21 protein-coding genes and 1 pseudogene are annotated in these 23,429 nt (G+C 38.7%); 11 read left to right on the top strand and 11 right to left on the bottom strand.

Annotated features, from left to right (window positions below; genetic code table 11):
* Positions 1-24 precede the first annotated feature (24 nt).
* Entirely contained in the window at positions 25-732 is a 708-nt protein-coding gene (locus KZC02_RS29175; protein ID WP_221391886.1) for an esterase family protein, read from the bottom strand.
* Positions 733-1,035: 303 nt separating this feature from the next.
* On the opposite strand from KZC02_RS29175, the gene KZC02_RS29180 reads away from it, so the two are divergent.
* The gene (locus KZC02_RS29180) at positions 1,036-1,839 is read left to right on the top strand and encodes an esterase family protein (protein WP_229253883.1); all 804 of its coding nucleotides are present in this window, start codon (positions 1,036-1,038) and stop codon (positions 1,837-1,839) included.
* A gap of 178 nt (positions 1,840-2,017) precedes the next feature.
* Here the strand turns inward: KZC02_RS29180 and KZC02_RS29185 are convergent, their stop codons facing one another.
* Positions 2,018-3,040 carry an acyl-CoA reductase gene (locus KZC02_RS29185; RefSeq protein WP_221391887.1) on the bottom strand — a complete coding sequence of 341 codons (1,023 nt, stop codon included), beginning with the start codon at positions 3,038-3,040 and terminating at the stop codon, positions 2,018-2,020.
* 131 nt (positions 3,041-3,171) lie between these two features.
* Here KZC02_RS29185 and KZC02_RS29190 point away from each other — a divergent pair, with 131 nt between their 5' ends.
* From KZC02_RS29190 to KZC02_RS29200, 3 genes are all read left to right on the top strand, one after another.
* Positions 3,172-3,519 carry a 4Fe-4S binding protein gene (locus KZC02_RS29190; protein ID WP_221391888.1) on the top strand — a complete coding sequence of 116 codons (348 nt, stop codon included), beginning with the start codon at positions 3,172-3,174 and terminating at the stop codon, positions 3,517-3,519.
* A 346-nt stretch (positions 3,520-3,865) separates the two neighbouring features.
* Positions 3,866-5,104: a porin gene (locus KZC02_RS29195; RefSeq protein WP_229253884.1), complete on the top strand. Its 1,239-nt coding sequence runs from the start codon at positions 3,866-3,868 to the stop codon at positions 5,102-5,104.
* A gap of 48 nt (positions 5,105-5,152) precedes the next feature.
* Positions 5,153-6,478 carry an ammonium transporter gene (locus KZC02_RS29200; RefSeq protein ID WP_221391889.1) on the top strand — a complete coding sequence of 442 codons (1,326 nt, stop codon included), beginning with the start codon at positions 5,153-5,155 and terminating at the stop codon, positions 6,476-6,478.
* A 131-nt stretch (positions 6,479-6,609) separates the two neighbouring features.
* Here the strand turns inward: KZC02_RS29200 and KZC02_RS32695 are convergent, their stop codons facing one another.
* Genes KZC02_RS32695 through KZC02_RS29210 form a run of 3 tightly spaced genes read right to left on the bottom strand, consistent with a single transcriptional unit; the run spans position 6,610 to position 9,814 of the window.
* Entirely contained in the window at positions 6,610-6,738 is a 129-nt protein-coding gene (locus KZC02_RS32695) for a hypothetical protein (RefSeq protein WP_255637102.1), read from the bottom strand.
* Positions 6,723-7,940: a tRNA (N(6)-L-threonylcarbamoyladenosine(37)-C(2))-methylthiotransferase MtaB gene (mtaB, locus tag KZC02_RS29205; RefSeq protein ID WP_229253885.1), complete on the bottom strand. Its 1,218-nt coding sequence runs from the start codon at positions 7,938-7,940 to the stop codon at positions 6,723-6,725. Before mtaB ends, KZC02_RS32695 begins: the two co-directional genes overlap by 16 nt.
* A 38-nt stretch (positions 7,941-7,978) precedes the next feature.
* On the bottom strand, positions 7,979-9,814 hold the full coding sequence (locus KZC02_RS29210; RefSeq protein ID WP_221391890.1) for an LTA synthase family protein: 1,836 nt from the start codon (positions 9,812-9,814) through the stop codon (positions 7,979-7,981).
* Between the two features lie 159 nt (positions 9,815-9,973).
* Here KZC02_RS29210 and KZC02_RS29215 point away from each other — a divergent pair, with 159 nt between their 5' ends.
* On the top strand, positions 9,974-12,160 hold the full coding sequence (locus KZC02_RS29215; RefSeq protein WP_221391891.1) for a glutamine synthetase III: 2,187 nt from the start codon (positions 9,974-9,976) through the stop codon (positions 12,158-12,160).
* A gap of 38 nt (positions 12,161-12,198) precedes the next feature.
* Positions 12,199-12,753, top strand: coding sequence for a hypothetical protein (locus tag KZC02_RS29220; RefSeq protein WP_221391892.1), 555 nt, complete (start codon positions 12,199-12,201; stop codon positions 12,751-12,753).
* Positions 12,754-12,844: 91 nt separating this feature from the next.
* Here KZC02_RS29220 and KZC02_RS29225 read toward each other — a convergent pair.
* A pseudogene (locus KZC02_RS29225) lies at positions 12,845-13,856 on the bottom strand (glutamine synthetase beta-grasp domain-containing protein).
* Between the two features lie 381 nt (positions 13,857-14,237).
* Here KZC02_RS29225 and KZC02_RS29230 point away from each other — a divergent pair.
* The 3 genes from KZC02_RS29230 (at position 14,238) to KZC02_RS29240 (ending at position 16,547) form a co-directional block, all read left to right on the top strand.
* Positions 14,238-14,951, top strand: coding sequence for a 16S rRNA (uracil(1498)-N(3))-methyltransferase (locus tag KZC02_RS29230; protein WP_221391893.1), 714 nt, complete (start codon positions 14,238-14,240; stop codon positions 14,949-14,951).
* A gap of 26 nt (positions 14,952-14,977) precedes the next feature.
* Positions 14,978-15,649 carry a DUF4159 domain-containing protein gene (locus tag KZC02_RS29235; protein WP_221391894.1) on the top strand — a complete coding sequence of 224 codons (672 nt, stop codon included), beginning with the start codon at positions 14,978-14,980 and terminating at the stop codon, positions 15,647-15,649.
* A 151-nt stretch (positions 15,650-15,800) separates the two neighbouring features.
* Positions 15,801-16,547, top strand: coding sequence for an acyl-CoA desaturase (locus KZC02_RS29240; RefSeq protein WP_221391895.1), 747 nt, complete (start codon positions 15,801-15,803; stop codon positions 16,545-16,547).
* A 243-nt stretch (positions 16,548-16,790) separates the two neighbouring features.
* Here the strand turns inward: KZC02_RS29240 and KZC02_RS29245 are convergent, their stop codons facing one another.
* The 5 genes from KZC02_RS29245 to KZC02_RS29265 all read right to left on the bottom strand — a co-directional run bounded on the left by KZC02_RS29245 (position 16,791) and on the right by KZC02_RS29265 (position 22,050).
* Entirely contained in the window at positions 16,791-18,176 is a 1,386-nt protein-coding gene (locus KZC02_RS29245) for a HAMP domain-containing sensor histidine kinase (RefSeq protein WP_221391896.1), read from the bottom strand.
* A gap of 1 nt (position 18,177) precedes the next feature.
* Complete coding sequence (locus KZC02_RS29250) at positions 18,178-18,858, bottom strand: response regulator transcription factor (protein WP_221391897.1); 681 nt, start codon at positions 18,856-18,858, stop codon at positions 18,178-18,180.
* Positions 18,855-19,388 (bottom strand): 5' nucleotidase, NT5C type, encoded by a 534-nt coding sequence (locus KZC02_RS29255; RefSeq protein ID WP_221391898.1) that lies wholly within the window; start codon positions 19,386-19,388, stop codon positions 18,855-18,857. The genes KZC02_RS29250 and KZC02_RS29255 overlap by 4 nt, the downstream gene beginning before the upstream one ends.
* On the bottom strand, positions 19,388-20,695 hold the full coding sequence (locus KZC02_RS29260; RefSeq protein ID WP_221391899.1) for a dihydrolipoamide acetyltransferase family protein: 1,308 nt from the start codon (positions 20,693-20,695) through the stop codon (positions 19,388-19,390). The genes KZC02_RS29255 and KZC02_RS29260 overlap by 1 nt, the downstream gene beginning before the upstream one ends.
* An 83-nt stretch (positions 20,696-20,778) precedes the next feature.
* A complete protein-coding gene (locus KZC02_RS29265; protein WP_221391900.1) occupies positions 20,779-22,050 on the bottom strand; it encodes a competence/damage-inducible protein A in 1,272 nt (423 codons plus the stop codon).
* 109 nt (positions 22,051-22,159) lie between these two features.
* On the opposite strand from KZC02_RS29265, the gene KZC02_RS29270 reads away from it, so the two are divergent.
* Positions 22,160-22,891, top strand: a complete 732-nt coding sequence (locus tag KZC02_RS29270) for a DUF4197 domain-containing protein (RefSeq protein WP_221391901.1) — start codon at positions 22,160-22,162, stop codon at positions 22,889-22,891.
* Between the two features lie 61 nt (positions 22,892-22,952).
* A complete protein-coding gene (gldC, locus tag KZC02_RS29275) occupies positions 22,953-23,294 on the top strand; it encodes a gliding motility protein GldC (protein WP_221391902.1) in 342 nt (113 codons plus the stop codon).
* Positions 23,295-23,429 lie beyond the last annotated feature (135 nt).

Below are 23,429 nucleotides of genomic sequence, written 5' to 3' on the forward strand. Positions count from 1 at the left end.
GAAAAGCGATTTAAATATTAATAATTATAAAATCCGGGATAAATAATGGGGGAACATTTTATTCCATAACGGCCAGTCGTGCTTTTCCCAGCCACGAATATCAAGCCAATGGTCAATTCCTTTTGAATTCAGGATATCTGACATCCTGATATTGCTATCCAGACAAATATCCCAGTCGGATGTCCCCAGAACGATCTTCATATGGCCGTATCTCCAGCCTTGTTCATTGGGCATATAATCAACAGGGTTATTGAAATATACATTGTCATCGTAAAAGCCGTCCATAAAACTTCTTATGTCAAATGCTCCACTCATACTGACCATATATGCAACCAGGCCAGGGTGGCGAAAAGCAAAATTTGCAGCGTGAAAACCGCCAAAACTGCATCCTGCAACACCAATTTTATCAACCTGGCATTCATTACGAATAAATGGAACCAGCTCATTTGTTAAAAACCGGTCATAAACCATATGATTTAGTGCCCTGTATTCCGGATTGAGATGTTTGGCATACCAAGAATCAGCATCAATGGAATCGATACAATAAATTTTGTATTTTCCGGACTCAACCAACCCGCGTACGGATTCAATTAGTCCCATGTCCTTCGCCTGATAATACTTACCCAAGGTAGTTGGAAAAAGCAAAATAGGATAGCCCCAATTGCCGTATACAAGCATATCAATGTCACGGCCAAGATGGTGCGAATAGTATTTAATGTGCTTCTCTTCCAAATGGAGTGTGTTTTTAGGTTAATTATTGAAATATACGAAAGAATATGTTAGTTGCAAATTAATAATATGCTTTGCATTCTGACATTAAACAGGCTGGAAAACGATGCTTTTATTTTTCATATATGTATAATACTATATTCATTTTGGCATAAAAATGGTTAAATAATCCTCTTTCATGTAGTGTGTTTTCCAATAACAGGTTTGCCTATCCTCACATCACCCTTTTGGTTTCGCGTTTTTATAAAAGTTTCGATTCTGTTACCTTTCCGGATTATTTATATTTCATCAATTTACAGAACGGGCTTGGATATCTCTCATCAACAATTATTTGAATCACAACAAAGCATATTTTCTGCACATATAAAGCGTGAAGTTACTATTTCAATTATTCTGCCTCAGAATTATTCACCTTTTACTACTTATACTTTATTAATTGTAAATGACGGACAGGATTTTCCGGCGTTAGGGATAGAAAATATTTTAAAAGAATTACAAATAAATAATAGGATACACCCGGTTCTGGTAGCGGGCGTTCATGCCGGGGCGGACCGTATTTATGAATATGGTACCAGCGATCAGCCGGACTACGCGAATCGCGGCAACAAAGCCGGGAATACACGGGATTTTATATTACATGAATTACTTCCGCATTTAAGGAAAAGCTATTCTTTTGAAGAAAATAATATAGTTTATGCTGGTTTCTCCTTAGGTGGCTTGATGGCATTGGATATTGCCTGGAACCAATCCCATATCTTTTCCAAAACGGCTGTTTTTTCGGGTGCATTATGGTGGAGGAAAAAGGCAATTGAAGATGGTTATAATGATGCAGACCGGATCATGCACGCACAAATACGCGACACCGCCCATAAACCGGATTTGAAATTCTGGTTTCAATGCGGCGGTAAAGATGAAACCGATGACCGTGATGGAGATGGCATTATTGATTCTATTCAGGATACACTCGAATGTATTGCTGAACTGGAACGTAAGGGATACGCCTGGAATAAAGATATCAGCTATCTGGAAATGCCCTATGGCGAGCATAATATTCCCACATGGTCACTGGCACTGCCTGAATTCCTGGTGTGGGCATTTGGAGTGAAGTAGTAACTGGTGGGCTACACGTAAGATTAAACAGCGGTATGCAGAGAAGGAAGAAGAAAGCCACAGAGATTTTTTTAGTAAAAATAGATTTTCTAAAAAGCGTGTTTTTCTGAAATTCAATTAATATATCTCTGTGACTCTCTTTTCCTTTTTCTCTGCGCGCCTCAGTGTAACCTCCTTCCTACAACCGGGCCAGGAACTCCATTGTTTCTATCGAGTCGGCGTAATCGGATAGGCCTGGTTTTTGCGCCTGCCCAAAAGGAATGACTTCGGGAATATCCAGATCCTGGCTGCCAACGATGCACTGAATATTTTCAGCTGATCCCTGAACAGTTAGTTTTAAATCCCCGATTGAATCATAATATTCAAAATGAACCACACTGATCGGTGACACAAATGCAGGGCTTTCGGTTAACATTAGGAAACCGTTATCATAGTGAAAAGTACGGTTAATCAACAAAATTGATTTGTTGTATTCGTAATTATTAAAGTATTTGTGGTGATGAAGACAAGTGTTGGTGAATCTTGTAATGGATTCGTAAAACTTGGTAAAATCATATCCTGCCGGAACGAATAATTTGGATACGTTCCGGCATCCCAATCCGAAGTACTGAAAAATATCCTCTCCCAGCGCCGCCAATTCGTCTGCACTTTCAGCACCTGTGAGTATACCGATAGAAGTCCGGTTTTTGCGAATAATGTTTGGTTTTTTGGAAAAATAATAATGAAAATAACGGGCGGTATTGTTACTTCCGGTGGCAATGTAAGCATCAGCGTCATTAAGGCGGTCTACAAATTGTATGTTCTCCGTAAATGCGGGTTCCAGTTCGGCTAACTTTTCAAGCAGCATCTGAATCAGCACTAAATCGTCGGAGCTTGGTTTGGCCAGTAAAATATGTCCGCTTATCAAAACGCTCAGTGCATCATGAAATCCAACGGCAGGTATATTTCCTGCCATTATTACACCAACTTTTTTGATTTGATCAGGTTCATGATACCTGTCAGCCCAGGCAGTCAGTTTTTGTGGATTTAAAAATTCTGTTCCGATTGCCGCCAGAGATAATGCAGAATTTTCAGGTGTAAACCAGTTATTCCTTCTGTTTGCACTGGTTATCCAATCTTCAATTTCAAGTACATGCTTTGGGTCGGTAAGAAAATTTCCTAATTGAATAAATGCATTTATGCGTTGATTTCTTGATATCATTCTAAGCGAACTGTAAATAGTTTAATTAATGCGAAGGTTTTTAATTTTCTGATTGTTGGGAAACTTTAAATAGTTACATTTGTTACTATATAAAGAGGAAAATAAGAACAAATATAAACAATCCGGCGACTATGGCTATAATGATAACCGATGAATGCATAAACTGCGGGGCGTGCGAGCCAGAGTGCCCCAATACGGCTATTTATGAAGGTGGAGTAGAGTGGACCTGGGGAGATGGTACAAGTTTAGATGATGTAGATTTTGGCGATGGAACTATAGTGAGCGGAAAAGAAAAGCAATCACCGGTTTCAGATGAATTCTACTATATAGTTACAGACAAATGCACTGAATGCATGGGATTTCATGAAGAACCTCAGTGTGCTGCGGTTTGTCCTGTTGACTGTTGCGTTCCTGATCCTGATAATGAAGAAGAGGAAGAAACATTATTGGCTAAAAAGGCCTGGATGCACGGAGAATAACTTCTTGCACCATATAAGATTTTGCGACCCCGCTCTGAGCGGGGTTTTTTTGTGCCCAAGTGTTTTCTAAAATGGTAATAAAATAATATTCTTAGCCATATGTTATTAAAAAATTTTAAATATAATATTTTGCAGAACTAAATTTATACAGAATATAAATACTTTGGAATAAAATGATTATTTCTTAATATTGTGTTCAAATATCATTAAAAAATAGTACAAAAGAATGAAAAATACATTTTTTTGTATAAAAATGATGTACTTTATTTGATAAATATAAAATAAGTACAATATTTGATTCATTATTGCTTCTGATAAGTAAAACTAACATAAACAGAATATAATTATGAAAAAAGTCTATTGTACAGTATTATCTTTAATGTTTCCTTTATTGGGTTTTGCAGAGTCAGGCGAGAAGAAAACTAAGAGTGATACACTCACTACAGTTGCTGAAGTAAAAGAAGATGAAGAGTCAAAAGGCACATTTGCCTTTTCGGGTTATCTTGATTCCTATTACATGGCCAATTTTAACAAGCCTCTTTCACGTTCCAATATGGGAGCCGCTGGAACAGCTCGTGTCTTTGATCGTAAATCAGGCCAGTTTTCACTAGGTCTGGTTCAGGCCAAGGCTGTTTATACCAATGCAAAGTCAGAAGCAGTAGTTGATCTGACATTTGGACCAAATGCTGATTACGGAAATTATGGTAATCTACTTAGTCCGCTTGATGGATCAAAAACAGGAACTGCTCTTGCCATCAAACAGGCATATTTTACCTACAAGTTCACAGATAAATTTTCTATGACTGCCGGTCAGTTTGGAACACATATTGGATACGAGGTAATTGATGCTCCTGCCAATTATAATTATTCACTTTCAAATTTATTTAACAACGGGCCATTTTACCACGCAGGTTTAAAAGCCACTTATGCTTTTTCTGACAAAGCTTCATTAATGCTGGGTGTTGTTAACAATGTAGATGGCTTGGGAGATAATAACCGTAAAAAGGGTCTTATTGGTCAGTTTTTCTTTTCTCCGGTTGCCAACTGGAATGTATACGTGAACGCTATCACAAGTAACGAAGCAAATGTTGATGAAGCTACAGGTAAAGAACCGGATGCTTTTTACCGCGTTTTTGACCTTACTACAAGTTATCAGGTAACAGAAAATTTCTTATTAGGTCTTAATGCTGCTTATGGTATGCAAAAAGGAGAATATCAAGGATACGCAGGACCGGAAGATTCAGAATCATGGGGTGGTGTAGCGGTGTACGCCAATACAAAAATTTCTGACAATTTTGGTATCGGAGCCCGTTACGAATACTTTAATAACGATAATGGTGTACGTGGTGTTTTAGCTTATCCTGGCGGAGCAGGCACTGCTGCAATCGGTACAAAGGTTAATTCGGTTACTTTAACTGGAAATATCACCTTGGCAGATGGTCATATCTTGCTAAAACCTGAATTCCGTTTAGATGCTTATCCAAAGGCAGGTACGGGTAAATCGGAGCAATTTGAGGACTCTGATGGTGCTTTCACTAAAAGCAGCCAAACAACTTTCGGACTTGCATTTATCTACAAATTCTAATCTAATACCTTCTTAATCTATAACCTTAAAATAAATTACAATTACAAAATGGGAAAGCGTAGTTACATTCCACTAATCATTTTACTGGCTATTAGCATCTTGGGTGCTTTTACGCCAAACGTACCCACAAAAATTATTACTGAGGGAATAAATGCTGGTGATACGGCGTGGATGCTGGTTTCATCGGCCCTCGTTTTGTTGATGACACCCGGCTTGGCTTATTTCTACGGGGGAATGGTAAATAACAAAAATGTTATTTCAACCATGCTTCAGAGTTTTATTGCTATGGGCGTAATCAGCGTTCTATGGGTTGTAGTTGGTTTTAGTCTGGCGTTTGGAGATGATGTTGCAGGTTTAGGATTTATTGGAAATCCAACGTCTTACTTCATGTTTAGTAACGTTTTTGATGCGCCTCTATCAGGAACTATTCCATTTGCGCTTTTTGCTATGTTCCAAATGAAGTTTGCAGTAATCACTCCTGCTTTGGTAACAGGATCAATGGCAGAACGTGTTAACTTCCGTTCTTATGTTCTTTTCATGATTCTTTTCGGTTTGTTTATTTATTCTCCATTATGCCACATGACTTGGCATGCTGATGGTATTCTATTCAAAATGGGGGTTCTTGACTTTGCTGGCGGAACTGTTGTTCACATGTCAGCAGGATGGGCTGCCCTTGCCGGTGCGCTTTATCTGAAAAGGCGTAAAGCACTTCTTGAAGATCATGTATTGCCTCCTGCAAACATTCCTTTCGTGCTTTTGGGAACAGGTTTATTATGGTTTGGATGGTTTGGTTTTAACGCGGGTTCTGCACTATCTGCTGGTCCGTTGGCTGTTTCTGCTTTTGCTACTACAAATACAGCAGCAGGCGCAGCTGGTTTATCATGGGTATTGTTTGATGCTGCTAAGGGTAAAAAAGTTTCGGCTCTTGGATTCTGTATCGGTGCGGTTGTTGGTCTAGTAGCAATTACACCAGCTGCTGGTTTCGTAACTGTTCCATCTTCCATATTTATAGGAACTGTTGCATCAGTTATCAGTAACTACGTTGCGCATCTTCGTACACGTTCTACATTGGACGATACATTGGACGTTTTCCCTTGCCATGGTGTAGGTGGAATGGTTGGTATGTTGATGACCGGAGTATTTGCAACCAGCGGTGTGAATCCACTTGTTACTGACCAAGGTTTGGCGTTCGGTGAAACCACCCTGTTTTTTAATCACCTAATTGCATTGGTAGGTGTATCAGCATTTGCTTTCGGAGGATCTCTTCTTTTGTTGAAAATCACTGATATGATTTTACCACTTCGTGTATCTGAAACTGACGAAAAACTTGGTTTGGATGTTAGTCAGCACGATGAATTTCTTGTAGAAGCATAAAAACTGATTTGGATATTGTTTCAATAAAAAACCCCGGATTTTCCGGGGTTTTTTATTATAAGGACCTTAATATAATCTAAACTTTGATACAGGCTCTTGACTTTTAACTCCTTAATATAAACTCTCATTCCTCAATGATGCACAAGATATTCCTCATATAATTCAGTAACCTCCATCAATCCAGCATCATTCAGATGGTCGTAGCGGATTTTCTTTGTTTCGTTCACAAGCAACGGATCGTATTTTACTGCAACACGCACATAGTTTTCGGTGAATCCGAGCATCTGTCCGTTTTGGATTTCATCTTCAAAAAGTACTGTTGCTTCCTTACCAATCTGCTGTTCATAAAAATACCTTTTTTCTTTTCAGAAAGTATGTGCAGCATCTTTGAGCGATCTGCTCTTTGTGATTTTGGAACAACAGGTTTAATGGCCAGGGCCGTAGTGTTTTCCCGCTCTGAATAAGTAAAAACATGCAGGTAAGAAATATCAAGTTCGTTCAGAAACTGATAACTTTCCAAAAATAATTCATGCGTTTCTCCCGGATGCCCAACGATTACATCCACACCTATACAACAATCCGGCATCAGCGATTTGATCTTTGACACACGTTCAGCATACAATTCTCTTTTATATCGCCGGCGCATCAGGCTAAGTGTTTTGTTGGAACCAGATTGCAACGGAATATGAAAGTGCGGTACAAATCTCCTGGATTGCGCTACAAATTCGATTACTTCGTCGGTCAGCAGATTAGGTTCAATAGAGGAAATACGGAATCTTGATATATCTTCTACCTCATCAAGTGCTTTGATCAGTTCAAGAAAAGTTTCCTTTTTCTCTCCGTTCTGAATACCGAAATCTCCAATATTCACACCAGTCAGAACAATTTCTTTCACTCCTCTTTCTGCTACTTCTTTGGCCGCGGCAACTACGTTCGCAATGGTATCGGAACGGCTTTTACCTCGTGCAAGTGGAATGGTGCAATAAGCGCACGGATAATCACAGCCATCCTGTACTTTCAAAAATGTACGCGTGCGGTCATTTAATGAATAGGATGTATGGTAGTCAACCGCTTCATCAATATGCGATGCTAAAATTTGTGCAGGATGATTACCAGGTGCTTTTTCAAAGGTATCGATAAGTTCAACTAACCTGAATTTTTCGGCAGCACCCAACACGGCGTCAACTCCCGGAATCTCTGATATTTCTTTTGGTTTTAGCTGGGCGTAGCAACCAATAATTGCCACATATCCATCCGGATTGATTTTTTGTGCCTCACGTACGATTTTCCGGCATTTTTTGTCAGCATTTTCCGTAACAGAACAGGTATTGATGATAAAAATATCAGGATTATCGTTGAACTCGACTTTGGAATAACCTTTATCCTCAAACATTCTCCCAATGGAAGAGCTTTCAGAATAATTTAACTTACAACCTAATGTATAAAACGAAACTTTTTTCATAAAATCAGCTTAATCCTGCAAAATTACAATTTTTACGCTCAACGCTTTAAATAATCATTAAAAGAAGATTGTAAATATGCTTTTCCCAATTCGGTCTCATTCAGTATTAGCCCGCCTTTTTGTTCCGTAATATTGCCTCCAATATTGTCTCTGATGATAAATCCGTTAGGTTTCATCCATCCAAGGCCGTTATTAAATGCGAAATACGCAAAAGGTACTCTGTTCTTTCTGAAAATATTATTGCTCCATTTAAAGGACTCCGAAGGTAAATTCAGCTGATCCAATAGGGTAGAGGCCAAATCGGTTTGCGAGCATAACGTATCAATTCGGATGTTTTTTTCTTTCAGCACTCCCCCAAGCCAGAGCATGGGAATATGAAATTCAGTTGGTTTGCTTCCTGAAATTTCCGGTAAAGGATGTCCGTGATCAGCCAGGATAATAATAAGTGTATTATTCCACCATGATTTTGTTTTGGCTGTTTTTATGAAATCACCTATTGAAGCGTCAGAATAATGAAGTGCATTCAAAAACAGATGTTCAGGATCGTTGCCGTTAATAACCGTTTTGACCGGTACTTCGAATGGCTCGTGACTGCTCAGCGTGAACAATGTGGTAAAAAACGGTTGTTTCTGATAATCCAGATCGGTTAGCAAACGGTTTAAAACTACATGGTCATGGGCTCCCCATTTGGAATTCATGTCTGCCGATGAAAAAGCACTTTCATCTGTCAGTTTATCAAAACCCTGCTGTAAAAAGTATGATTTCATGTTGGCGAATTCTGTTTCTCCGCCATAATAAAACGAAGTGGAAAAACCGTTTTCATGAAAAGTTTTAGGAACCGAGGGTAGCGAAATAGTCTTGTTCGGAATTTTAATAATTGAAGTTGTCGGCTGTGCAGGATAACCGCTCAGAATTGCCACCATACCTTTATCGCTCCGATTTCCACTCGCATACATGTTGGTGAAAAGAATTCCATCTTTGGACAAAGCTTCAAATTGTGGCGTTATACCTTTTACCCCACCTAATCCGGAAACTACTTTGGCAGTAAAACTTTCCCAAATAATTACCAGCACATTGACCGGCTTTTCAGTATTTATAACTTTGATTATTTCATTACTGTGACTGTACAAAGCAGCGACTTTATTATCGGCAGTCTTTTCATCAAAATAACTAAACGGATTCTTTTTCGAATAGCTTTCATTTAAAACAGAGCGCATATAATTCCACGGAACATTTACCGCCGCATAATTGGCAAAACTCTTGTCACTGAAAAATACAGTGCTTTCATTCATAGGCGCCAATTGTAAACCTCCCCGGATTGGGATAACCAGCGACCCTGCTAATAATATAAAAAAAGCAATTGTATATATGAAAACTGATTTGGGGAAAAATGGAATTGAGCGTTTCTGTATTGTTTTTAAAAGCTGAAATACTAAAATGTATAAAAACAGGAATAGGGAAAGAAGAAAAAAGACTGGTGCAGTACCCATCGAAGCCCATGCTTCTTTGGGTGTTTTCAGATAATGCAGTGAGGTGCCATCAATACGAAAACCCCATGCACGGAAAAGTTCCAGGTCAGTGACGGTTAGCAGAAGTATGAAAAGCGAAACAACTGCACTGTATACAGACATGAATTTATAATACCATTTCCAGCGCTTTGCTGTGAAAGCTATAAGCAATGTAGGTAGCAGAATGATATATCCGGAAAAGGAAATATCCATTCTTAAGCCGTGCCATGTGCTTTGGGCCCACATGAAACCCTGAAGTTCAAGTGCCTTTTTATAATGATATATCAGGAAAATAATACGGAAGAACTGAAACAGCACAATCCATGCAATTCCATAAAGGGCAATAAATTGAAATCTTTTTCGCATTGGCGTTTGGAAGAATTTGCAAAAATCCAAAAAATATGCCGGATTCAGGAACATTATTCACAAGTAATAAGGAAAAATCAGGAAAATATCATTTGAAATAGTAGTTGGTGAACCGAAATAAATAATTTTGGGAATAAATTATATTTAAATGATACAAAAATGACTTTTCGTTCCAAGGCTTTTGAAATAGCGCAGGGTCGTGTTGCACCTGTTTTAACTCCTCCAATTGAAAAAGTAGCCGATTTATATGGAAGTAATACATTCAGTGATGAAGTAATGAGAACGCTGCTGTCCGCAGAAGCTTATACTAAAATTTCTAATGCGATCCGCTCTGCTTCGACAATTGACAGGGAAGTTGCTGACGAGGTTTCAGCTGCCATGAAATCATGGGCAATATCAAAAGGCGCTACGCATTATACCCACTGGTTTCAGCCTTTAACCGGAACCACGGCTGAAAAGCACGATTCCTTTTTTGACCTGACCCTGGATGGTAAAGCCGTAGAAAAATTTAAGGGAAGTGCACTGGTGCAGCAGGAACCGGATGCTTCTTCGTTTCCAAGCGGTGGTTTAAGAGCAACTTTTGAAGCCAGGGGATATACCGGCTGGGATCCGAGTTCACCTGCATTTTTGATGGACAATGGAGCTGGTGGTAAAACTTTGTGTATTCCATCCGTATTCATTTCGTACAATGGAGAAGCGCTGGATTATAAAGCTCCTTTGCTTCGTTCCCTGGTGATGCTGGACAAAGCAGCGACATCCGTTTGTCAGTTTTTTAACAGGGACGTTGATAAGGTAACACCCACATTAGGAATTGAACAGGAATATTTTCTGGTCGACAAAGCGTTATACTATGCCCGTCCGGATTTACTGATGGCTGGCCGTACTGTATTTGGCCATAGCCCTGCCCGTGGACAGCAACTTGACGATCACTATTTCGGCTCTATTTCTCCGCGTGTCAATGCATTTATGGTCGATTTCGAATTTGAGGCATTAAAGTTGGGAATTCCGGTCCGCACCCGGCATAATGAAGTGGCACCCGGACAATTTGAGTGTGCACCTACTTTTGAAGAAGTAAACCTGGCGATTGATCACAATGCATTACTGATGGATCTGATGCAGAAAATTGGGAACAAGCACAATTTTCAGGTCCTTTTTCATGAAAAACCTTTTGCAGGAATAAATGGAAGTGGAAAACACAACAACTGGTCTTTATCAACAGACACTGGAATCAATCTGCTGGCTCCTACTACAAAACCCAAAGAGAATTTACGGTTTCTTACCTTTTTGCTCAATGTAGTTAAAGCAGTGCACGATCATGCTGACTTATTGCGGGCTTCTATATCATCAGCCGGAAACGAACATCGCCTTGGAGCAAATGAAGCACCTCCTTCTATTGTGTCTGTTTTTTTGGGCGGCGAACTGACAAGTATGCTGGAAGAGCTTGTAAGCAAGGGGGAGATCACCTTGGAAAAAGGCGAAAATTTTTATTATAAACTGGGAATTACCCGCATTCCTAATTTGCAACGGGACAATACAGACCGGAACCGGACTTCACCATTTTGTTTTACAGGAAATAAATTTGAATACCGCGCAGTTGGAAGTTCGCAAAACAGCGCTTCTCCCATGATCGTACTGAATACCATCGTTGCCAATCAGCTTACCGAGTTTAAAAAAGAAATGGATGAACGGCTGGGTGCAGGAGAGGAAAAGAAAGTGGCCACAGTAGAGATCCTGAAAAGATATTTTAAAGAATCCAAGAAAATCCTTTTTGAAGGAAACGGTTATTCTGAGGAATGGATTGAAATGGCTAAGGAAAGAGGGTTGAGTAATATCCGGGAAACCTATACGGCACTGCATGCATATGTAACTGAAAGTACAATTCATGCATTTGAAAAAATGGGCATACTGACGGCCAGGGAATTGCATGCACGTTATGAAATCGAACTTGAAAATTATGTGAAAAGGTTACAGATCGAATCCAGGGTTATTGGGGATCTTGCTTTAAATCACATCGTTTCAACAGTTGTTAAGTACCAGTTTAAACTCGCTCAGACGGCTCGTTCGCTAACTGATCTTGAAATGATGGAGGAAGCGGAACCAATTAAGGAAATTATAAAAGAAATTTCGGCACATGTTGTAATTATAAAACGGCTGGTCCATGAAATGACTGAAACCAGAAAAGTTGCAAATAACGTCGAAGAATTGCTGGAACGGGCTAAGTTATACGGATCTGATGTAAAAGGTTACTTTGAAGAAATAAGATATCATGTAGATAAACTGGAATTATTGATAGATGATGAAGATTGGCCTTTGGCAAAATACCGCGAAATGCTATTTTTGGAATAAATTTGTCATATTGAATAGAAACAAATAATTTGAAGACTATGAATCCGGGATTTGATCCAGAAGAAATCGCTCAGTTAAAGCGGGAATGTAAAGCTGAACGGTTAAACTTTGTATACGTATCAGATGAATTCGAAGATGAGGAAGAAGAAAATAATGAACACGCTCATGTTCAGTTTGTAGGTTATTATAAAGAAAAAGAAGTTGTATACGACGCCTTGATCTATACTTTAAGACTACATCATTCTACCTTAGTATATGACGCAGCGCTGGAAAGGCTAAAAAAAACGATGCCTGATTACATTTCTCCTGACGAAAGACTGGAAAATGATACCAGTGATCCAGAAGAAGATGAAGAAGCAGAAATTCTATTGACTGAGTTTATAGAAGAAATTGAAGAGAATGAAGAAATTTCAGTGCGGGAACATGTTGAGACTGACGATCAGTTTGAATATGGCATCGGTTTGGAAGTAGGTTTGAATAAAACTGAGATCAACGAAAAAGTGATCAATGATTTTATCCTTCGCTTTAATTCCGGCCGTTTACAGCTTGACTCTACTTTGTATTCGTTTACTGGAAGCGAAGAAGAAGACTGATTTTGAATCGAATTTGAAAAACAATAAAAAAAACCACTTTTCAGTGGTTTTTTTTATTGTCCGTTTATTGAAAACGGTATTTGAATATTACTTAAAGAGCTCCTTTTACAGTTTTGATAATTCTTGCTGCAACTTTGTAAGGATCAGCCGCTGAATTTGGACGACGATCTTCCAGGTATCCGCTCCATCCTCTTTGTGGAACCAAAACAGGGATACGAATAGATGCACCACGATCAGAAACACCGTAGCTGAAATCATGTATACTTGCCGTTTCGTGTTTTCCAGTCAAACGAAGGTGGTTATCAGCACCATAAACTTCGATATGTTCTTTCACAACCGGGCGGAATGATTCGCAAACTTTGTCAAATACTTCTTTACTTCCAGCAGTTCTTAATGCTGTGTTAGAGAAGTTTGCGTGCATACCGCTTCCGTTCCAGTCAAGATCACCCAATGGTTTTGGATGGTAATTGATTGCAACACCATATTTTTCGCCAATACGCTCCAAAAGATAACGGCCAAGCCAGATCTCATCACCTGCCTGTTTAGCACCTTTTGCAAACATCTGGAATTCCCATTGTCCGGCAGCAACTTCTGCGTTGATACCTTCTGATATTAAGACCTGCATCAATACAAGCATCAAGATGCTCTTCAATGATTTCACGTCCGTAAGCATTTTTTGCTCCTACTGAACAATAGTAAGGGCCTTGTGGTGCAGGGAAACCATTTACCGGAAAGCCAAGCGGTTTGTTTGTTTCAATATCCCATAGGAAATATTCCTGCTCAAAACCGAACCAGAAATCGTTGTCATCGTCTTCGATTGTAGCGCGGCCATTTGTTACGTGAGGAGTGCCGTCAGCATTCAAAACTTCACACATAACAAGATACCCATTCTTACGCTGTGGATCTGGAATAATAGCAACTGGTTTCAACAAACAGTCAGATGAACCACCCAGTGCTTGTTCAGTGGATGAACCATCAAACGACCAGTTACTGCAATCTTCTAGTTTTCCACTAAAATCGTCTTCAATTTTGGTTTTGCTGCGTAAACTTTGGGTCGGCTTATAGCCATCCAACCAAATATATTCCAGCTTGGACTTAGACATAATAATACTAGATAAAGTGGTGACGAAATATTATAACGACACAATATTAATGCAAAAATGTAATTGGAGAAAATAAAACATAAGAAAAATTATCGAATTGCAAAATATTATTGTGTTGATAGAAGTATTAGAAGTAAAAAATGTATTTTTTTAATAAAAAGTGTATGTTTTAAATTAATACCATGAATACGCTTTTTGCATAAAAAGTTTGAAATACCGATGAAATATGAAGCAGTCAGGCATTAAAAATGTATTAAATTCAAGAAATACGAATATAAGTGAAATTTTTAAATTTGTTTTGAGCAGTATCTGAACTGATTTTATTGTTCTAATCACTTACTTTTGAATTCATTTTATTGATACTATTAATTTCAATTATACATGCACTTGTTTTATCAGCCTGATGTTAAGGTTAAAGAATTAGACGAAGAAGAAGCCAGGCATAGTACAAAAGTATTAAGATTAAATACCGGGGACATCATACACGTTACGGACGGAAAAGGATTGTTGCAAAAGTGCCGGCTTGTGCTCACCGGAAAAAAAGTGATGTACGAAGTTTTAGAAGTTTTTTTGATTCCAAAAAGACCTTATTCGGTAAATATGGCCATAGCACCAACGCGCAAGGCCGAGCGTAACGAATGGATGGTTGAAAAAATGACTGAAATAGGAGTGGAGCAAATTGATTTTGTAGTGACTGCCAATACTAATCTGGAATCGCTCAGCCGGGTTGTTAATATGACGCGTTTAAATCGTATTGCAGCAGCAGCCATGAAGCAATCACAACAATTTTATTTACCGGAAATTACATTGAATAAAAACTTTGGGTCGTTTATTGAAAGTAGGAAGGAAAACACTAAATTGTTAGCATATGTGCCGGACAATCATTTGGTAAAGCATGTGATCGAAATGGTTAATAGAAATACAGATACCATTTTACTGATTGGGCCGGAAGGTGATTTTACACCTGATGAAGTGTTGAATGCCAAGCAGAATGGATTTAATACTGTGTCTTTGGGTGCAACCAGGCTACGTACAGAAACGGCTGCTGTGGCCGGATGCCATGCAGTAAATTTAGCCTATATACTCGATTTGTGAAAGCTGATCTAAACTAGTAAAAACTTATGTTGAAAGAGAAACGTATACGGCCGTTATTATTGATTTTTTTATTGCTCAATGTTTCTTTTAGCTATTCACAATCTGCCCTTAAAATTGCCAAGCTTAAATATGGAGGTGGAGGAGACTGGTATGCCAACAAAACTTCATTGCCAAACCTTATAAAGTTTTGCAATAATGAGTTAAAAATGAATATCAACCCTACTGAAGACGTGGTGGACGCAGGAAGCGCAGATTTGTTTTCTTATCCCTTCATACATATGACCGGTCATGGAAATGTTGTTTTTACTGATGTAGAGGCTCAGAATTTGCGTAATTATTTGCTCTCAGGAGGCTTTCTTCATATAGATGACAATTATGGCCTGGATCAGTTTATAAGGAGAGAAATGAAAAAGGTTTTTCCGGAATTAACCTTCGTGGAGCTACCTTTCGACCATGCAGTTTATCATGTAAAATATGATTTTCCCGGAGGCTTGCCCAAGGTTCACGAACATGATGGCAAACAGCCACAGGGTTTTGGGCTGATTTGGCAGGGTAGGCTTGTCTGCTATTATTCATACGAAACGGATCTTGGTAATGGCTGGGAGGATCAAAGTGTATACAATGACCCCGAGGAGATGCGCCGGAAAGCATTGCAAATGGGAGCTAACTTAATAAGTTATGCTTTTATGATTTTATAATTAAACATAGAATCACTTTTGTATTGCTGCATATGATGTAACCAATTAGAATCAATATAAATAAATTCAAAATTAAGCTTTGATCTGTGTGGTATTGTGATTACTTACCTTTATTTTTGCAAATACTTTCGTTTAATCACCTAATAATTTCATGTATATAGTTCTTGCCGTTTTTGTAGTACACTGGTATTTGTCACTTTTCTGTCAAACTTTTTTTCTACATCGTTACTCTGCCCACAAAATGTTCATTATGAGCAAATCCTGGGAGCGTTTTTTCTATTTGCTGACGTATCTTTCACAAGGTTCATCTTATTTGAGCCCACGTGCTTATGCAATTCTACATCGGATGCACCATGCATTCAGTGATACCGAGAGAGATCCGCATTCTCCTCATCATACCAAAAATGTTTTTACAATGATGTGGGAAACCAAAGATATTTACAATGCTGTATTGAACCGTAAAAGAGCTATTGAATCACAGTTTGAACGTAATTATCCGGAATGGAGATTTATTGAAAAATTGGGCGATTCCTGGATGTCAAGATTAGGATGGGCTTTGCTGTATTCCGCTTTTTATATTTTAGCGTTTGTATATCTGGATATGCACTGGGTATTTTTCTTTTTGCTTCCGATCCACTTCCTGATGGGGCCAATACACGGTGCAATTGTTAACTGGAGTGGCCATAAATATGGATATCAGAATTTTGACAATCAGGATAAATCAAAGAATTCACTGATATTTGACTTCCTGATGATGGGCGAGCTTTTTCAGAATAATCACCACAAACGTCCAAATTCAATCAATTTTGGCTCAAAATGGTTTGAAGTTGATCCAACCTATCCAGTAATCAGATTGCTAAGCAAAATGAAAATTATTGAGATACGTAAAAAACCTTAATTGCATTTATACTAACAGAGTTTGCGGCGGACAGTTATGTTCGCCGTTTTTTTTTACAAAATTCGGGCAAAAAATTTATAATACCTCTAAAAAAACTTTGGCAGGTGTGAGAGACACCTGCCAAGTTTGCTTATTAACACCACAAAAAATGAAATCTAACTAAGAACTTGCTATCAGCAAGAATTTAATTTAATGAACATTACAAATTAAAATAGTAATACTTAAAATGTGGTTAATAATAAATTAGAATTTACTTAGAGGTGGAATAAAGGTTAAAATAAAGGTGGTTCCTTTTGGATTGTTGGTCTGAATAGAAATGGCCCCATTGTGGAGTTTAACAATTCGGTCTACCAGGGAAAGGCCAATGCCATATCCTCTTATGCTTGCCGTATTGTCACTACGGTAGAAAGGTTGAAATACAAGACTTTGGTCTGCAAGTGGAATACCTTTACCATGATCAGAAAACCGAACGGTCAAATTTCTTGCTGAACATTGTAAATTAACATGAACCGTAAGATTGTCTGAGAACTTGCAGGCGTTGTCCATTAAGTTTAAAAATGCAGTTTTTAGCAAAGTGGAATTTCCAAATATTTCAAGCCAAGTATCATCTTCCGGCAAATCGTTAAAATGAATCTGGATATTGTAGGACGGATTAGCCTGGATCAACGTTTGGCGGGAATCCAGTAACAGGTCATCAATACGTACCGTTTCAGTAAGCAGATCACGCTGATCTTCACTCACTTTGGCCAGTTCAAGTAAAGTATTGGACAATTGAGCCAATTCATGAATATCTTCAAGTACAGAATTGATCGTAGCGCGGTAATCAGCTGGATTTCGCTCTTTAAGCATACTTACTTCCAGCTGCGACCTCATTTTTGTCAAAGGATTTTTTAACTCATGGGAAACGTTTGCAACAAATATTTTTTGCATTTGGAATGCCGTCTCAATGCGGTCAAGCAAATTATTGAAAGTAGTGGTAAGCCGCCCAATTTCATCCTTTTGATTAGGTACTTCAAGCCTTGTATCGAGTTTCTGGGGTAATATGCCTTCCACAGCATTCATCACTTTGGATATAGGCCGTAACGCACGTTTGGCAAAAAACCAGCCTGCAAGTGCTACAATAACTGTAACGATGATAAACAGCGCAGTAAGTAATTTGGAAAGGTTGGATAAATTGATCTGACCATATAAATCCTGGGCACCCAGCATAACAACGGCACGATTAAAAGGGTATTTATAGTACAAACCTACCACCTTATAATCCCCGTCCGTATAGCGAATCTGACCAGCTTTACGGATTTCGTCCAGCCAGTAATTCGATACATTAATAGATTTGGAAGAAGGATTAGTATTGGTGTATATCAGCCGGTTTTTCTCGTCGAAGATCAGAATGTTTTCATTGTAAATCAGATCCCTGTTTGATCCTTCCAACGCCCTCATTACTTCGGTATTAACCTGTGGTACTTTAAGTAAAAGTTCAGCGGTTGATTTGGCTTTGGATCTTAACCTGTCGTAAAAATCCTCCGTTACGTTATCATAGGAAAAGAAATAAATAGCAAGAAAAGTAACAAGTAATATGCCGCTTACCAACAAAGAAAACTGAATAGTAAGCCTGGTCCTTATCTGCATATTATTCTTCCAGTTTAAGTACGTATCCCATTCCAAATTGTGTATGGATTAATTTGACAGGATAATCCTTATCAATTTTTTTACGCAAATAATTTACATAAACCTCTATGACATTGGTTCCGGTATCAAATCCAATATCCCAGACCTGTTCTGCAATTTCAACTTTGGAAATCACTCTGCCCTGGTTGCGTATCAGGTATACTAATAAATTAAATTCCCTGGCCGTAAGGTTAATTTTGTTTCCTGAACGATGTACTGTTTTGGCGTCAAATGATATTTCAAGATCAGCAAAACGAAGTATCTGGGCCGTTTGGGAAATATTGGAACCACGTTTGGTCAAAGCCCGAACACGAGCTAGCAATTCCTTAAATTCAAATGGTTTTACGAGATAATCGTCGGCTCCGGCATCCAAACCCGTTACTTTATCGTCGGTGGTGCCAAGAGCAGTAAGCATAAGAATTGGCGTGTTATCACCGGATTTCCGGATTTCACGACACAATTCGATACCGTTGATACCCGGAATAATAATGTCGCTGATAATAAGCTGATATGAATTATTTTTGGCAAGTTGCTTGCCTATTAAACCGTCGTACGCTATATCTACTTCGTAGCCATCTTCTTCCAGGCCTTGTTTGAGGGATTGTACGGTCTTTGGTTCATCTTCAATTAGCAATAATTTCATGATCTGTGCAGGAATAATTCTGATACTTCTTTCCAGCTTGACACCCTTTTAAAGGAAGTCTCACGAAGATTATGCGGTGCGGTAAATAAAATTCCTTCTCCTTTGAAGGCAGCCAGGTTACGGACATGATCATCGATCAGATAATCTGAATTGATAATGCTTTTGTAACCACAAAAAACGATGTTGGTCCATGGGATGAAATTGAAATGTTTTTTAAGCCAGTCAAATTTATCACGGAAAGAATTGGGGAATTCCATACAGGCGGTAGCTACGAATATTTCGTAGTACTTTGATAATTCATAAACTGTTTCAATCGCATCATCCTTCACCGGAATATCTGCAAAAAAACCTGGTTCATTAATGATTCTATGAATTTTGGTCAATTGTTTAGGATGAAGCAAGTCTCTCAACGCACTTGATTGGAGCTGTTTCAGAGTCAGAGTGGTATTGAAATCATTTAATACAATATTTATTAATTTTTCGTGTGTATCAGCCAACACATCATCCATGTCCAAAGTTAGTCTCAGCATTACATCAGGGTTCTGTGCGAATCAAAATTTTCAAGATAATCATTCACTTTTTTCAAAAACATTCCGCCAAGTGAACCGTCTACAACACGATGGTCATAGGAATGGGAAATAAACATCAGGCTGCGTATTCCTATCAGATCTCCCTGTAAGGTTTCAATAACCGCTGGTTTCTTTTTTATAGCACCAAATGCCATGATTGCAACCTGTGGCTGTACAATTATAGGAGTTCCCATGAGGTTAGCAAACGCTCCGATGTTGGATACCGAGTATGTACCGCCGGAAACATCATCCGCTTTCAGCTTATTTTCCCGCGCTTTTTTTGCAAGTTCGTTTACTTTACGCGCCAGTCCGGCCAGATCGTACTGATCAGCACGATGAATTACCGGAACAATGAGGTTGCCGTCCGGTAATGCAACTGCCATCCCGATATTAATATCCTTTTTAACAATAATCTTGTCTCCTTCAACAGAAATATTGATCATCGGATAATCTTTGATTGCCTTCACAACCGCTTCAATGAGTATGGGCGTATAAGTAATACTGTCACCAGATCTTTTACGATAATCTGCCTTTACCGTTTCCCGCCATTTTACAACAGTGGTCATGTCAGTTTCTATAAAGGAAGTAACATGCGCTGAAATTTTACGGGATTCAATCATGCGCTGCGAAATCATTTTGCGCATCCTGTCCATTTCAATGATCTCAGTGCTTCCGTTTAAAGAAGTAGCTTTTGGTAACTGAACCGGTAAATCAACAGGTGCCTGAATAGCTTCCCTTGTACTAAGATAGGACAGGATATCATTTTTGGTAACACGTTGTTCTGCCCCGGTTCCGGTTATTGTGGCCAGTTCCCTGGAACTGATTTTTTCCTCTCTTGCTATGCTCAGGACCAAAGGAGAATAAAAAATATCTCCATTGCCGGAAGAAGATTCAGTTTCCGGTACTTCTGTTTTCTTATTTAAGGCTACTTGCAAATCCTTTTCAAGAAGAACTGCCGGGTCTTCTACAGTTAAATTTTTTTCCGGTGAAATTTCAGGAATAAAATCAGATGGAATATTTCCATCATCAGCGATTTCAATACGTGCAACAGCACTTCCTATCGGAACCACATCATCTTCTTTTACCAGCCATTCTATAATGGTTCCATCATATGGGCAGGGAACTTCCGTATCAACTTTATCCGTAGCTACTTCTAATACCGAATCATCAACACTCACTTTATCACCTGCTTTCCTGAGAAGATGCAGCACTGTACATTCCATGATACTCTCACCCAACGGGGGCATCAGCATTTCAACTATTTTCATATATCTCTGTAATGCCATGAAACAGCAAATCTGTTTCAATTGAATTTCTTAAGTTATTAATAAAAGGATTGATGATAATCCTGTCAGATTGTTTCCACCTGTTCAACTTTTAAAATTGTTTTTCTTAACAGATTTAAAGCGTAGGTAGAAGTCAGTTCTATATTTAAACTACGGATTCCTGATAATTTCAGCAACTGTGTAAATGTTCCGTTAGGTGTTGCGCAGGCAATCCAGACAGTTCCAACAGGTTTCTCAGTTGTTCCTCCATCAGGACCCGCAATTCCTGTGGTTGCAATGGCGTAAGTAGTTTTCAGAACCTTTCGTGCACCTTCTGCCATTTCCCGGGCAGTTGATTCACTTACGGCTCCATAAGTGTTAAGTGTTGCTTCAGATACACCCAATACATTCGTTTTTACCGAATTACTATAACTGACAACCGAACCTTCAAAATACCTTGAAGAGCCTGCAAGACTTGTTAGCCGGTGTGCCACAAAACCTCCTGTGCAGCTTTCTGCCGTTCCGACAGTTGCGTGTTGTTTTATCAATAACGCTCCAATGACCGATTCAAGTTCATCCGAGTCGTATCCATAAACAAACTCCTCAATTAATGGCAAAAGCAGATTTACCTGCTCCTGCAACTGGGAGTCTAACAATTGCTGATCCGTTCCTGTACCGGTAAGGCGAAGCTTTACCTGTCCAAAATGTGGGAGGTAAGCCAATTTTATATGTTCAGGAAGGGCATCTTCCCATTTTTCAATTGTTTCAGCCAGAAAAGATTCGCCTATACCAATTGTCCTGATTGATTTATGCTGAATTATATTAAAATTAAACCTTGCTTTAAGTCTGGGTAATATTTCAAATTCCATCAGGCTTTTCATTTCATAAGGCACTCCGGGTAGCGAGACATAAATTACATTGTCTTTCTCAAACCACATACCAGGAGCAGTTCCCCACAAATTTGGAATATACGTGGCATTGGCTGGCAAAGCTGCCTGCTGAATATTCAGTTCGGTCATTTCCCGGCCACGTTTTGCGAAAAAACCAGTAATTAGTTTTAGTGCGTCCTCATTGATTTTTAACTCACTATTAAAATATTCGCAAAATGTATGTTTAGTAATATCATCCTTTGTAGGGCCAAGTCCGCCCGTAACAATAACAACGTCAACACGTTGGCTGGATTCAGTAAATGCATCGATAATATCCTGCTTATTATCTCCTACAGAAGTTTTACGAACCGGACGAATTCCTATTCCGGTAAGTTCTGCGCCAATCCATTGTGTGTTCGTATCGGTGATCTGTCCAAAAAGGATTTCATCACCAATGGTAATTATTTCTGCCCTTACTGTGGAATTCATATATGAGAAACAGAGTGGATAAACCGTTTATTTTTTCCAAAATTAAGTAAAATTAATCGTTATTGATTACGTTTGGAGCTTAGATGAATGATAACAAACTGAAAGAGAAATGAATCAAAAATTCTTAATTGTAACGTTGCTATGGATTTTTAGCAGTTGTGCAGCAGATGCCCAGCTTAACAAAAAACTTGGTGGCATATTGGATCAGCTTAAATCGCCGGCAGGGGCACTAAGTGATGGGGACATAGTTGGAGGACTGAAAGAAGCTTTAAATATCGGAATCAGCAACGGATCTGCGGAAGCTTCAAAAGTGGATGGTTTTTTCAAAAATGAACTGATTAAAATCGCAGTTCCGCCAGAAGCACAGAAGGTTGCTACTACCTTACGTAAAATGGGAATGGGGGCAGAAGTGGACAAATTTACTTTATCCCTTAACAGAGCGGCCGAAGATGCTGCTAAAAAATCCAAGCCGATTTTCTTAAAAGCCATTACCTCAATGACTATTCCTGATGCTCTTACAATTTTGAAAGGGAGTGATGATGCCGCTACACAATACTTAAAGAAAACCACCAATGCCGACCTTTACAAAACTTTTTTTCCGGTGGTTGACAGCACTTTAAATATCAATAAGGCAACGGAATATTATTCTGAACTCGTAACAGTTTATAACAAGCTTCCTCTTGTTAAGAAGGTTGACCCAAACCTGAAAGAATATGCAACCCAAAAAACCATTGACGGTTTGTATGTTTTGATAGCGCAGGAAGAAAAGAAAATCAGGGTTGATCCGGCTGCCAGAGTTACTGATTTGCTAAAACAAGTGTTCAGCAAAGCGGGAAAGTGATGTGTTTATAGCGTCTGATGTGGCGTAATTGCTTACTTTTGTGAAATTTTACTACTAAGAAATGAAAAATTCGGAAATAAATTTCACCATAGATCTTGATAATCAAAACGTACCGGAGAAAATTCACTGGAGTGCTACTGATAATCCCAATGAAGGTATTAATGATACTCGTGCCATTGCCATTGCAGTTTGGGACCATTACCACAGGGGTACCCTGAAAATTGATCTCTGGACAAAAGACATGGAAGTTTTTGATATGAAAAGATTTTATATCGAAATCATGAGCGGAATTGCAGATACCTTGCTTACTGCCACCAATGATCCTGTTATGTCAGATGCCATTGAAGCAGTTTGTGAAACGCTTAGCAAACGTCTGGATGAAGAAATGAAAGCAGCCAAGTAATAAATTTATGCTCCGTTTGTAAAAACAAAACCCTGACAAGCGCCTGTTATCCAGGAATATGTCAGGGTTTTATTTTTTTCTTTTAATTCCAAAGTAAGAAACCAAATGAGTATTTTATATTTATCTAATCCCAGA

This window comes from Dyadobacter sp. NIV53, assembly GCF_019711195.1.
Lineage (GTDB): Bacteria > Bacteroidota > Bacteroidia > Cytophagales > Spirosomataceae > Dyadobacter.

What these genes read in the sequence shown, in the direction of transcription:
- KZC02_RS29215 (WP_221391891.1), top strand. Translation starts at nt 9,974, where the DNA reads ATGACTTTTCGTTCCAAGGCTTTTGAAATAGCGCAGGGTCGTGTTGCA.
- KZC02_RS29210 (WP_221391890.1), bottom strand. Translation starts at nt 9,814, where the DNA reads ATGCGAAAAAGATTTCAATTTATTGCCCTTTATGGAATTGCATGGATT.
- KZC02_RS29255 (WP_221391898.1), bottom strand. Translation starts at nt 19,388, where the DNA reads ATGCTGAGACTAACTTTGGACATGGATGATGTGTTGGCTGATACACAC.
- KZC02_RS29195 (WP_229253884.1), top strand. Translation starts at nt 3,866, where the DNA reads ATGAAAAAAGTCTATTGTACAGTATTATCTTTAATGTTTCCTTTATTG.
- KZC02_RS29250 (WP_221391897.1), bottom strand. Translation starts at nt 18,858, where the DNA reads ATGAAATTATTGCTAATTGAAGATGAACCAAAGACCGTACAATCCCTC.
- gldC (WP_221391902.1), top strand. Translation starts at nt 22,953, where the DNA reads ATGAAAAATTCGGAAATAAATTTCACCATAGATCTTGATAATCAAAAC.
- mtaB (WP_229253885.1), bottom strand. Translation starts at nt 7,940, where the DNA reads ATGAAAAAAGTTTCGTTTTATACATTAGGTTGTAAGTTAAATTATTCT.
- KZC02_RS29270 (WP_221391901.1), top strand. Translation starts at nt 22,160, where the DNA reads ATGAATCAAAAATTCTTAATTGTAACGTTGCTATGGATTTTTAGCAGT.
- KZC02_RS29240 (WP_221391895.1), top strand. Translation starts at nt 15,801, where the DNA reads ATGTATATAGTTCTTGCCGTTTTTGTAGTACACTGGTATTTGTCACTT.
- KZC02_RS29265 (WP_221391900.1), bottom strand. Translation starts at nt 22,050, where the DNA reads ATGAATTCCACAGTAAGGGCAGAAATAATTACCATTGGTGATGAAATC.
- KZC02_RS29190 (WP_221391888.1), top strand. Translation starts at nt 3,172, where the DNA reads ATGGCTATAATGATAACCGATGAATGCATAAACTGCGGGGCGTGCGAG.
- KZC02_RS29260 (WP_221391899.1), bottom strand. Translation starts at nt 20,695, where the DNA reads ATGAAAATAGTTGAAATGCTGATGCCCCCGTTGGGTGAGAGTATCATG.
- KZC02_RS29185 (WP_221391887.1), bottom strand. Translation starts at nt 3,040, where the DNA reads ATGATATCAAGAAATCAACGCATAAATGCATTTATTCAATTAGGAAAT.
- KZC02_RS29220 (WP_221391892.1), top strand. Translation starts at nt 12,199, where the DNA reads ATGAATCCGGGATTTGATCCAGAAGAAATCGCTCAGTTAAAGCGGGAA.
- KZC02_RS29200 (WP_221391889.1), top strand. Translation starts at nt 5,153, where the DNA reads ATGGGAAAGCGTAGTTACATTCCACTAATCATTTTACTGGCTATTAGC.
- KZC02_RS29230 (WP_221391893.1), top strand. Translation starts at nt 14,238, where the DNA reads ATGCACTTGTTTTATCAGCCTGATGTTAAGGTTAAAGAATTAGACGAA.
- KZC02_RS29235 (WP_221391894.1), top strand. Translation starts at nt 14,978, where the DNA reads ATGTTGAAAGAGAAACGTATACGGCCGTTATTATTGATTTTTTTATTG.
- KZC02_RS29245 (WP_221391896.1), bottom strand. Translation starts at nt 18,176, where the DNA reads ATGCAGATAAGGACCAGGCTTACTATTCAGTTTTCTTTGTTGGTAAGC.